Source organism: Acrocarpospora corrugata, assembly GCF_009687845.1.
Classification (GTDB): Bacteria; Actinomycetota; Actinomycetes; order Streptosporangiales; family Streptosporangiaceae; genus Acrocarpospora; species Acrocarpospora corrugata.
Window position 1 is genome coordinate 1 of the sequence record NZ_BLAD01000143.1, and the last position, 11,756, is coordinate 11,756.

Genomic DNA, 11,756 nt, shown 5'->3' on the forward strand with positions numbered 1-11,756 from the left:
GGACCTGCCGTTAAGGAAGCTGTCACCAAGTACACGCGAGCGGTGTTAGCGCAGGTAGAAGGTGTCGGGGTATCGATCGTCGGAGCGCTCGATAACCAGCGCGGCTGGCTGGCCTGCCGGACTACAGACTGCTGATCAGGTGGGTGGGCTGATCGTCCTCCTTGTGCGTGATGACGATGGCCAGCGTCTGGCCCGGGCGGTGCACCGCGCAGCAGGATCAGACAGATAACCATCGCGGGCGAGCCGTGACGTTCCCGAGAATCGTGCACCTCGCCGGCCCGAAACAGGCGGAGTCCCGGACACGATGTAAGAGGTAGCCAACCGCGCGAGCGATGGAGGCGTCCTGCCTCAGGAGCTGTTCGGCGAGTCTGGAGCGTCGTGGTAATCGTGGTAGCGGTCGCGGTGGCCTTGGCGGGCGAGGTGCTTCTGCGCCGGCATAGGGGGTGGACCTGCAACGGAACCGTTTCGTACGGTAAGCGCCTTCCCGCATGCGAGGATGGGTGCCGAACGGAAGTCCGCGAGAGTCGTTAAGAGTCGGCCCTTGGAGTGTGGCGGAACGAAAACGTACGCTAAGCCTGTTCACGCAGGTCAGCGAAGGGGTGCCTGAACGCGTCGCCGAGGCCGTTGGCGTATGTTTCCGTTCCAGCGCACAAAGCGCACGCTATTGCAGCCGAAAGAAAAGTCGCGTTAGAAGCCTGCGTCGTGCGCCTTAGCGTGGATGGCGCGGTGGGTTAATTCAGCCCCGTCCGCTGCCTCAGTTCTCCCGCAGGTCGTCGCGGACCGCCCGGGTGAGCTCGTGGTCCTCGCCCAGCACCCGGACGCAGTCGGCTAGGACCCGCTCGTACAGCGGGGCGGCCCGGTCGGGATCACCGGCCGCCCGGCGGGCGCGGGCGAGGCTGTGGCGGTGGGGGAGCGCGTCCGGGTGGCTGTCTCCCATCGTCTGCGCGAAGAGGTCGACGATGAACTCCCACAGTGGGATCGCCTGGTGTGGGAGATCGGCCGCCTCGTAGACCTCGGCGAGCAGTTTACGGGTGACCAGGGTTTCGACGCTCAGGTCGCCCTCCAGCCGCCGCCAGTGCTCCAGGTGGTGCTCCCACAGGGGGATCGCCTGGCCAGGATGGCCCGCCGCCTTGTAGGAGCGGGCGAGTTCGAATGCGGACAGGAGGGTGTCCAGATCGTCGTCTCCGAGCACCCGCCGCTGCTCCGCGACGACCTGTTCGTACAGCGGGATCGCCCGCGCGGGGTCACCCGTCCACAGGTAGACCTGGGCGAGGTGGCGGCGGGCGTTGAACATGGCGTGGTCCTGCTGTTCCAGAGTCTGCGCGATCAGCTCGACCATCCGTTCCTGGTCGCTGTCGGCTTCGTCTCTGACCCGCAGGAGGCTGCGGTGCGAGGCGTCGGTGTCGGGGTCGGGGTGATAAGCGCCGGGCGACTTCTGCCGCAGGGAGAGGTTCCGCACGTGGAGGGGGAGAGCCAGGCCCGGCCGACGGGCCGCCAGGTAGGCGTCGGCGAGGTTGGCGCGGGAGGAGAAGGTGAAGTCGAGTTCGCCCTGCACGCGTTGGAGGAGGGTCCTGGACTCGAGTATGCGTTCCGCGGTCGCGAGGATCTGTTCGTACAGGGAGATGGCGCGGTCGAGGTCACCGGCCGTTTGGTAGGCGGCGGCGAGGGCCACGCGGGAGACGAGGGTTTCCGGGGCGTCCTCGCCGTGCGCGCGTTCGTGGTCGGTGACAATCTTGAGGTAGATGGTGATCGCGCGGCCGGAGTCTCCGGCCGATTCGTGGGCGGCGGCCAGGTTCTCGCGCGCGTCCAGGGTGATGGGGTGGGTCTTGGTCAGCATCCGCCGCGCGACGGCGACGTTCTGTTCGAGGAGCGCGATTGCCCGTTTCGGGTCTCCGGCCGCCTGGTAGGCGACGGCCAGGTTGTTGCGCGCGTTCAGGATCTGGGGGTGGCGGTCGCCCAGCACCCGCCGGGTGTCGGCGAGGCTCTGTTCCAGCAGGGGGATCGCCGTGACGAGGTCTCCGGCCTCCTGGTGGGCGTTGGCGAGGTTGTTGGCCGCGCTCAGGGTGTGCGGGTGGTCCTCGCCGTGCACCCGCTCGCAGTCGGCGAGGTTGCGCTCCAGCATCGGGATCGCCCGCTCCGGGTCGCCGGCGGTCACCCAGGCCTGGGCGAGGTTGTTGCGCGCGGCCAGCGTGGTGACGTGGTCGCCGCCCAGGACGCGTTCGCAGTGGGCCAAGGCCTGCTCGTAGAGGGGGACGGCCCGCTCCGCAGCGCCATCCGACTCGTAGGCGTAGGCGAGGTTGTTGCGGGCGCCGAGGATGTCGGGGTGGTCCTCGCCCAGCACGCGCCGGTAGTCGGCGAGGTTCTGCTCCATCATCGGGATCGCCAGCGCCGGTTCTGCGGCTGCCTCGTAGGCGGTGGCGAGGTCATTGCGGGAGGCCAGAGTCTGGGGGTGGTCCTCGCCCAGCACCCGCTGGCGGTCGCCCAGCGTCTCCTCGAACAGGCGGATCGCCTGCTCCAGGTCACCGGCCTCCGCGTGGGCGGCGGCCAGGCTGTTGCCGGAGGCGAGGGTATCGGGGTGGTCCTCGCCCAGCACGCGGCGGCGGTCGGCCAGCGTCCGCTCGAACAGGCGGATCGCCCTTTTCAGGTCACCGGCCGCCTGGTATGCGTGGGCGAGGTTGTTGCGGGTGACCAGGGTGGCGGGGTCGTCGTCGCCGAGCGCGCGTCGCTGCTCGGTGAGGGCCTTCTTGAACAGGCGAATGGCCTGGCCCGGGTTGCCGGCCGTGTGGTACGTGGCGGCGAGATTGGCACGGGCGACCAGGGCATCGGGGTGGTTCCTGCCGAGCAGCCGCTCCTGCGCGGCGAGGATCTCCTGGTACAGGGGGAACGCCCGCCCCAGGTCGCCCGCCCTCTGGTACGCGTGGGCGAGGTAGGTGCGGGAGGTCAGGGTGTCGGGGTGGTCGTCGCCGTGTACGCGCAGATGGGTGGCCTGGGCGCGGAGCAGGGAGGTGATGGCCCGGTGGGTGGAGCCCTGGTTGTCGAGGAACAGCCCGGTCTCCTGGAGGAGGTGAGCCGTGGCCAGGGTGTCGGTGGAGGCGGGGGCGTGGGTGGTCAGGGCGTCGGTGTGCGGGAGCAGCGTCCGCAGGCCGGTCCAGGCGGCGGGGTTCTCGATATCGTCGGGGAGCGCGGCGACCAAGAGGCCGGTGGCCTGTTCCCGGGCGGTGCCGATGTCGCCGGGCCGACGGTGCGGGTCGGCCGGGTCGGCTGTTCTGGCGACGGCCTGGACGAGCCGGTGCACGATGACTTTCTCGTGATCGAGGGTAATCATGTTGTACGCGGCGAGGGCGCCGAGCGCGTGCTGCAGGTCAGGCGGGGCGGCTAGGCCGTCGAGCAGGGAGCGGGGGAGGGCCTCCGGCGCCCACCAGGCCAGGATCCGCAGCAGGTCTCCGGTCAGGGGCACGGTGGCCAGCCGGTCGAGGGTGATCCGCCAGATCCGGGCGATGGCGCGTTCGGCGTCCGCCCCCTGGGCGGTTTCTGCGTACATGACCGCGGGGTGCTCGGCCAGCAGGGCCAGGTAGGCACATGGGGACAGGCGCGTCTGGTGGAGGTAGGCGGCGGCCTGTTCGACGGCCAGCGGCAGGTTGCCGAGTTCCGCGCACAACTCGGCCGCGCCGTCCGCCGCCCCGGGGGCGATGCGGGACAGCAGTTCGACCGCCTGCTCTTGCGGCAGGACGTCCAGGCGCAGCAGGCGGGCGCCGAACCGGTGCCAGCCCTCGCCCAGGCGGGTGGTCACGATCACGCGTCCGGTCAGTGTCCGCTCCAGCAGCGGCGTGATGTCGGACGGGTTGGTGACGTTGTCGAGCACCAGCAGCCATCCCTGGTGGGCGGCCAGCCAGGAGACGGCCCGCTCGGCCAGCGCCTCCGGCGGCAGCACCGCCGCCAGTTCCGGTTGCAACGCCATCGCCAGCGCGGCCAGCCCGGCCTGAACTCCCGCCGGTGTCTCCGCGGTGATCCACCACACCGGATGGAAGTCGTGGGTGGCGGCGTAGCGAGCGGCCAGCGTGGACTTGCCCACTCCGCCCAGCCCGTGCACCGCGGCCACGACCACCGAGCCGGGCCCCGCCAGCGCGGTCGCCAGGTCGGCCAGGTCGTCGTCGCGGCCCACGAACACCGCGGAGTGGGCGGGCAGCCGCGCCATCCCCGGCGGGGCGTCCACGTCGGTGACCGGCCGTACGGCCGCCACCGGCAGCACCGTCTGGACATTGGTCGCGTTGGGGCCGGTGGATATGATCCCCCGGTTATCGCCGCCGACGGCGACGGCTCCCGGCCCGGACGCCGAGACACCGGGCACCGGCTCGCCGGAGCGCCGGCGCCACAGGGGGCTCACCGCGGCTGGGGGCCGGACATGCCGTCCCCGGTTGAGATGACGCCGGTGTTGTCGCCGCCCAGGGCGACCGACCGGTCCCCCGACGCCGACACCGGTGGCCGCTGTTGCCCGCCGCCGCGATTGGCAGCAAGCCCCCAGAGGGCCAGCCCAAGCCCGATCAGCGCGACGAACACACCGATCACGCTGGCGATCTTGTCGGCCCTGTCCAGACCCACGGTGGAGAGGTAGATGCCCAGCCCGATCAGCGCGGTGACGGCTGTCGCCGTTCCCGCCAGCACACGACCCGTCATACCCGTCATCATCGCTCACCCTCAAGGGATATTTCTGATGCCCGGGCGGAATCCTTTAGAGGCTGGCGGCGGCCGCGAGCGGGAGCGGGACCAGCAGGTAGGCCCAGCGGACGGCCAGCTGGTCTGGTGTGGGCGCGAGCCAGATGGTGGCGTCGGCGAACAGGCAGAGCGGGACGACGTTGCTGATCGTGCCCAGCCCGGGTTTCTGGCGCAGCGGGATCCACAACAGCATGACCAGCGCGCCGACAATGATGAGCCAGGTCCCGACCGACCGGTCACCGACAGGCCCTGGTGGAAGGTGTCCAGGGGTCGTTACCGAGGGTCGACTCGATCTGGAGCCCTATGTCGGCGAGACGAGGATCCCGGTGAGCTGTAGGACTGGGCTCAGCGTACGTTTTCGTTCCTCCACCCTTCTGAGGGCCGAGAATACGATCGCCCGTCCGGCGCCGGCATCGAGGCGGAACAGGCAGGTGACGGCGAGCCCGGCGAACGCCATGATCACCAGGAACGCGGCGTAGAAGGGGGTGACGGCGGCGACGTCGCCGAGGCTGTCACCGATCTTGAGTACCCGGGAGGCGACCACGGTGATGAGGGTGGCGGCCATCAGCGACACCATCGTCGTTGATGCCGTGTCGGAAACCTGCGGCCACCCCTTGGTCGGCCTGGCCCGCCATTCGGCGTCGGTCATGTCGTGGTGTAGCGGCGTGTCCTGGCCGGATGATCGTCTCCGTGGCCGAACCGGCGGGAAGGGCGTAGCGATCGGCGCTCCGGGACCGATAAGTCCGTAGATCTGTCGATTCGCTGGTGGTCAACCAGGCATCAGGACATTACCGGGGGGTGTGTTTCCGAACCTGCGGTCGGTTTTGCAGGTGGGCGCGGGGATCCTTGAGTGGCGTTGTGGCCGGGGGGTTGGGGAGTAGCAGGTGAGCGAACCGGATGAGGATCAGCCGCCGGTGCCGCCGCGTGGCGGTCCGTCCGGGGCGGACGCGGACGAGCAGATCGCCGCCGCTCAGGAGGGCGCACGCCGATGGACCCGGCAGGCTGCCGCCTTGTCGATGCGGGGTGTGACCTGGGCCAGTCCGCGGGCGATGCTGGCTGGGTTGTGCGCCAGCGCGCTGGTCCCGATCGCGTTGGGAGCGCCGGGGCTGCCGGCGGTGGCGGCCGGGTTGACCGTGGTGGGTTCGGTCGGGGGCAACGTGCTGGCCAGCCTCATCGGCGAGTCCTTGAACGCTGCCCGCGCCCGTACCCGCGCGCGATCACCCACCGATCCGGATGCCGCGAGCGCTCCCGATGCCGTCGCTGGGCCGGACACGGGTGGGTCGGCCTTCGCCGAACTGGTGCGCCAGGAGCTCGCCGCACGGATCGAGCAGGTGCTTGCGGCACAGGATCAGCAGGCCGAGGCACTGGCCGCAACGCTGGCGCTGGTGCTGGAGCGGATTGACGCGACCGCTGTCGTGGTCGGCGAGGTCGTGGTCGGGGGGCAGGAACAGCTGCTGCGGGAGCTGATGGCTGGGTTCGCCGGCCTCGGCGAGCAGGTGGCCGGGTTGGGCCCGCTGCTGCGCGGCCTGGACGGATCGGTCGTGCGGCTTCAGCAGTCCTTGGCGCGGCAGGACGCCGAGCATCGGTTCGACCGTTCCCAGCAGCAGTGGGTGATCGCGTTGCTGCTGGAGTTCCATGAGCAGTTGGCCGAGTTGGCGATCCGCCTGCCTGACGCGGCAACCACGGCGGATCCCGGCCCGGTGAAGCTGTCGGCCGTCTGGGCGGGGCGCTGCCCGTATCAAGGGCTGGCCCCGTTCGGCCCCGCCCAGACGGCGGTGTTCTACGGCCGGGGGCAGTACACCGCACGCCTGCTGACCATGGTCGCCACGCACACTGGCAGCGGGCCCATCATCGTCACAGGAGCGTCCGGAGCCGGGAAGTCCTCCCTGCTGCACGCCGGGTTGCTCCCCGAACTGCGTATGCCGACACAAGATTCACTAGCCGCGGCCTATGGCACGGCCGACTGGCCGCAGATCACCTTCACTCCCGGATCGCGGCCGTTGGAGCAGCTGGCGGTGCAGCTCGCGGTACGCTGCCACGCCGACCCAGATCATGTGCTGAACGAGCTGCGCACCGACCCGGCCGGGGCTGCGGTGCGGCGAGCCCGGCAGGTCCTGGCCACCGAACAGATCCGCCGCGCATCCGGCGATGGGGCGCGCGCGAGGGCGCAGCAGGGCCCGCAGCGGCTGATTGTGGTCGTCGACCAGTTCGAGGAACTGTTCACCCTGGCCTCCGCCGACTACACCGGCCATCCCGGCCAGGGCGAGGGGCCCGGGAGCCCGAGGGAGGATGAGGCGTTCGTCTCCGCGCTGGAGGCGCTCACCGCTCGCCCAGACGTGGACGCTGTCGCGGAACCGTCGGCCAGGTCAGCTGGCAGTCGGGGCGAGCGCGGTTTCACTGGGCGGGCGGCAGACCGGCTTCCGGCTGGGCTCGTGGTGCTCGCGGTACGCGGTGACTTCCTCGACCGCTGTTCCGCTTACTCGGTGCTGGCCCGCGCGTTGGAGGAGAAGCTGTTCGTGCTGGATCCGATGAACGAGCAGGAACTGCGCCGGACCATCACCGGGCCGGCCGCGGCCGCCGGGTTGCGGGTGGAGGACGGCCTGGCCGAGCAGATCGTCAACGACCTGATCAGCCACCTGCGCACCACGGCCGCCAGACCGGGCCGAATCGGGGGATCTGCGGGATCGGGGGCGGCGGGCGCATTGCCTCTCTTGTCGATGGCCATGGCCCGCACCTGGCTTAACCGCGAAGGCACTCGGCTCACCCACGCCGCCTACGACCACGCGGGCGGGGTCGCCTCCGCCGTCACGGACACCGCCGAAGACACCTACACCCGCCTGGATCCCCGCCAACAGCAGATCGCCCAGCGCATCCTGCTGGCCTTGACGATCACCGGAACTGACGGACAGATCAGCCGCCGGCGCATCCCGCTGACCGAACTGACCGAGCTGAGCCAATCCGCCGACGGCGACCACCCCGGCAGCGACCACCTCCAGCAAGTCCAGCAGGTCGTGGAGGCATTCACCACCGCCCGTCTCATGACCGCCATGTCATCGGCTGGTGCCAGCGACCTACTGCCGGAACCGACACCGACTTCAGCACAGGGATCGGCAGCGGGACCGACTGGGCCTGGCCTGGGCGCGGAGACAGCCTCCACTGCATCGCTGACCCGGTCGCGGCGGTCGTCGGACACCCGCTCGACAAGCGAACCGGCCGCTACGGTCGAACTCGCCCACGACGTGTTGCTGACCGCGTGGCCACGCCTCCGGTCTTGGCTCGCCGAGGACCGGGCGGACCGGATCGTGCACGGCCAGATCGCCGAAGACGCCGCCGAATGGGATCGGAGCGGCCGGGACGCATCATTTCTATACCGGGGATCCCGCCTGGAAGACGCGCAGACCGCGGCTGCACGCTGGCGGACCGATCCCGGCCGTTACCCGGCCCTTGGTCTATCCGATGCCGCCTCCGCCTTCCTCGCCGCCAGCACGCGCGCCACCACCCGAACCCGGCGCCGATGGCAAGCAGCAGCTGGGGTCCTGGCTGGGCTACTGGTGATCGCGGTCATCACCGCAGTGACTTCAGTCCGCTTCGGTCGCGACGCCGATCAGCAGCGCGACCTGGCGCTCAGCCGCAGCGCCCAGTTCCTGTCCCGGCAGACCGCCGCCCACAGCGAATCCCTCCCCGACGACCCAGCAACCTCGGCACGACTGGCCGCCGCCGCGTGGTCGATCTCCAAGACCGACGAAGCCTCGGCAAGCATGGCCGCCTTGCTCAGCCAACCCCAACGCGCCGTCCTGACCGGTCACACGCACTGGGTGTTCTCGGTGGCGTACTCTCCGGACGGGACCCGGCTGGCCACCGGCAGCGCCGACGGAACCGTGCGAATCTGGGACGCCCGCACCGCCATCCAGCTCGGGGAGCCCTTGATCGGCCACGCTGGCGCGGTGCGGTCCGTGGTGTTCTCCCCGGACGGGACTCGGCTGGCCACCGGCAGTGACGGCAGCGCGGTGCGGATCTGGGACGCCCGCACCGGCACCCCAATCGGCAATCCCTTGATCGGCCACTCCAAGAGGGTGAGCTCGGTGGTGTTCTCCCTGGACGGATCCCGGCTGGCCAGCGGCAGTGACGACGGAACGGTGCGGATCTGGGACGCCCGCACCGGCACCCCCATCGGCGAACCCCTGACCGGCCACACCAGCTGGGTGAATTCGGTGGCGTTCTCCCCGGACGGGACCCGGCTGGCCACCGGCAGCGCCGACAAGACAGTGCGGATCTGGGACGCCCGCACCGGCACCCCAATCGGCGAGCCCCTGACCGGCCACACCGGCGAGGTGCATTCGGTGGCGCTCTCTCCAGACGGGACCCGGGTGGCCAGCGGTGGTGAGGACGGAAAGGTGCGGATGTGGGACGCCCGCACCGGCGCTCCAATCAGCAAGCCCCTCGACCACACCGGCGTGGTGTGGTCGGTCGCGTTTTCCCCGGACGGGACCCGGTTGGCCAGCGGCAGCGCCGACGACACGGTGCAGATCTGGGACGCCCGCACCGGCACCCCTGTCGGGGAACCCCTGACGGGCCACACCGACGATGTGAATTCGGTGGTTTTCTCTCCGGACGGTACTCAGGTGGCCAGCGGCAGTAACGACTTTGAGGCGCGGATCTGGGATGCCCGCACCGGCGCCCAGCTCGGCGAGCCCTTGATCAGCCGCACCGACGGCGTGAGTTCGGTGGCGTTCTCCCCGGACGGGTCCCGGCTGGCCACCGGCGGTGACGACGGAACGGTGCGGATCTGGGACGCCCGCACCGGCACCCCAATCAGCAAGCCCCTGGTCGGCCACACCGGTGTGGTGTGGTCAGCGGCGTTTTCCCCGGACGGGACCCGGCTGGCTACCGGCAGCTTCGACGGGACGGTGCGGATGTGGGACGCCCGCACCGGCACCCCTATCGGCGAACCGCTGACCGGCCACACCAGCTGGGTGAGTTCGGTGGCGTTCTCCCTGGACGGATCCCGGCTGGCCACCGCGGACAGCGACTTTAAGGTGCGGATCTGGGACGCCCGCACCGGCGCCCAGCTCGGCAAGCCCCTGACCGGCCACATCGACGTCGTGCAGTCGGTGACGTTCTCCCCGGACGGAACGCGGCTGGCCACCGCAAGCGACGACCGAACAGCGCGGATCTGGGACGCCCGCACCGCCACCCCCATCGGGCAACCCCTGACCGGCCACATCGACTGGGTGCAGTCGGTGGCGTTCTCCCCGGACGGAACCCGGCTGGCCACCGGCAGCGCCGACAAGACGGTGCGGATCTGGGACGCCCGCACCGGCACCCAGCTCGGCAAGCCCTTGATCGGCCACACCGACGAGGTGAGTTCGGTGGAGTTCTCCCCGGACGGAACGCGGCTGGCCACCGGCGGCAAGGATCTCAAGGTGCGGATCTGGGACGCCCGCACCGGCATCCAGCTCGGCGGACCCTTGGCCGGCCACACCGGCTTGCTGCAGTCGGTGGCGTTCTCCCCGGACGGAACGCAGCTGGCCACCGGCAGTGACGACGACACCACGCGGATCTGGGATGTCGCGCTTCCGCGTGATCCCCTTGGTGCCGTGTGCGCCATCGCCCACCGTGGATTCACCCCGGAGGAATGGCGGCAGTACATCCCCGACGCGTACCGGCCCACCTGCCCGGCCTCCCGGTAGACCGGACCGCTCCTGGCCCGTGATCAGGACTGATGTGACAGGGAATTTGAATTATCTGTCACACTGACATTCGCGGCGGCGCGTAGCCCCTGTTCGCCGCTCGCCGGGCTGGACCCGACTCGATAACGTTATGTGTCACATCGGCGCGGAGGTGATCATCTCGTGTCGCTCGTCTCCTTCCCGGTGCCGCCCAGCGGCGCAACTTTGAGCAGCAACGGCGGGGAGAGCGTCGCCGAAGCCGTCGACCGGTTCCTCGACGGGATCAAGACGAAGACGACCCGCAACAGCTACGCCGAGACCCTCGCCCACCTCATCGCGTGCGTCGGCGCGCAGGCTGCGGGCGTCTTGGACCCTGACGACTACGCCGCCGTGATGGACCAGTGGGACGGTACGGCGGCCGCGACCTGGAACCGGCACCTGTCCGCGCTCACCTCGTTCACCACCTGGGCGCAGCGCCAGGAGCTCCTGGCCACCAACCCGGCCCGGCGGCTGGAGCGCCGCAAGCCCGGCCGCCGCAGCGACCGTTCCATCCCCCGCATCCGCCTGGACAAGCTGTTCGGCGACGACCGGCAGAGCCTGCGTGAACGATTGCTGTGGCGGATGTTGTACGAAACCGCCGCCCGCGCGCAGGAGCTCCTCTCGCTCGATGTCGAGGACCTGGACTTGGAGTTCCGGCGGGCCCGCGTGCGCTCCAAGGGCGGCGCGATCGAGTACGTGCATTGGGCCACCGGCACCGCCCGGCTCCTGCCCCGCCTGCTGCGCGGACGCAGCTCAGGTCCGGTGTTCCTCGCCGACCGGCGCGCTCCCGTCTCCGGGCCGCGCGCCCCCGCGGCGGCCGACGTCTGTCCTGCCACCGGACGCGGCCGGTTGTCCTATCCGCGCGCCGAGTACCTGTTCAAGCAGGCCTCCGCCGCGCTCGACCCGCACGGGGCCGGCTGGTCGCTGCACCAGCTAAGGCATTCCGCGCTCCAGCACCTGGCCCAAGCCGGCCGTACCGCTCCCGAGCTTCAGGCCAAGTCCCGTCACCAGCACCTGGCCAGCCTCGGCCACTATGTCCGGCTCAGCGACGAAACCGCCGCCCGCGTCACCGCCGAAGCCGACCCCGACGCCAGGCGCAGACCGCGCTGACGAACGCTTCCCTGGGCTACAACCGGGCCCGCTGGCGCGGCCTGCTGGCGGCCGGCGTCTGCTTCCTCCCGGCAGCGCTGATCGTCACTGCGCTGGCCTGGGGATACGTCACCTACGGGTCGACACCCGCACGCGATTAACATCCCCAAGCTGGAGACCGCAAAGTCATTCCTCAGCTGTTCCGCCCGGCCACGGCCCCTTTCCGGCGTATTCGGTTCCCACCCC

General features: G+C 70.4%; 6 protein-coding genes. 2 read left to right on the plus strand and 4 right to left on the minus strand.

All coding sequences use genetic code 11. The features are described from left to right. Positions 1-754 precede the first annotated feature (754 nt). The 4 genes from Acor_RS41085 to Acor_RS41100 all read right to left on the minus strand — a co-directional run bounded on the left by Acor_RS41085 (position 755) and on the right by Acor_RS41100 (position 5,278). On the minus strand, positions 755-4,384 hold the full coding sequence (locus Acor_RS41085; RefSeq protein ID WP_155342171.1) for a tetratricopeptide repeat protein: 3,630 nt from the start codon (positions 4,382-4,384) through the stop codon (positions 755-757). Beyond that, positions 4,381-4,674, minus strand: coding sequence for a hypothetical protein (locus Acor_RS41090; RefSeq protein WP_155342172.1), 294 nt, complete (start codon positions 4,672-4,674; stop codon positions 4,381-4,383). Before Acor_RS41090 ends, Acor_RS41085 begins: the two co-directional genes overlap by 4 nt. A 55-nt stretch (positions 4,675-4,729) precedes the next feature. Continuing rightward, on the minus strand, positions 4,730-4,906 hold the full coding sequence (locus tag Acor_RS41095) for a hypothetical protein (protein ID WP_422664871.1): 177 nt from the start codon (positions 4,904-4,906) through the stop codon (positions 4,730-4,732). Positions 4,907-5,014: 108 nt separating this feature from the next. Next, positions 5,015-5,278, minus strand: a complete 264-nt coding sequence (locus tag Acor_RS41100) for a hypothetical protein (protein WP_218034815.1) — start codon at positions 5,276-5,278, stop codon at positions 5,015-5,017. A 319-nt stretch (positions 5,279-5,597) separates the two neighbouring features. On the opposite strand from Acor_RS41100, the gene Acor_RS41105 reads away from it, so the two are divergent. Together Acor_RS41105 and Acor_RS41110 are read left to right on the plus strand one after the other, a co-directional pair. Further along, positions 5,598-10,403, plus strand: coding sequence for a WD40 repeat domain-containing protein (locus Acor_RS41105; RefSeq protein ID WP_155342173.1), 4,806 nt, complete (start codon positions 5,598-5,600; stop codon positions 10,401-10,403). A 162-nt stretch (positions 10,404-10,565) separates the two neighbouring features. Further along, positions 10,566-11,531: a tyrosine-type recombinase/integrase gene (locus Acor_RS41110; protein ID WP_218034816.1), complete on the plus strand. Its 966-nt coding sequence runs from the start codon at positions 10,566-10,568 to the stop codon at positions 11,529-11,531. Positions 11,532-11,756 lie beyond the last annotated feature (225 nt).

Excerpts from the sequence above, each read along its gene's own strand:
- Acor_RS41090 (WP_155342172.1), bottom strand. The coding sequence starts at position 4,674 with ATGACGGGTCGTGTGCTGGCGGGAACGGCGACAGCCGTCACCGCGCTG.
- Acor_RS41095 (WP_422664871.1), bottom strand. The coding sequence starts at position 4,906 with ATGCTGTTGTGGATCCCGCTGCGCCAGAAACCCGGGCTGGGCACGATC.
- Acor_RS41100 (WP_218034815.1), bottom strand. The coding sequence starts at position 5,278 with ATGGCCGCCACCCTCATCACCGTGGTCGCCTCCCGGGTACTCAAGATC.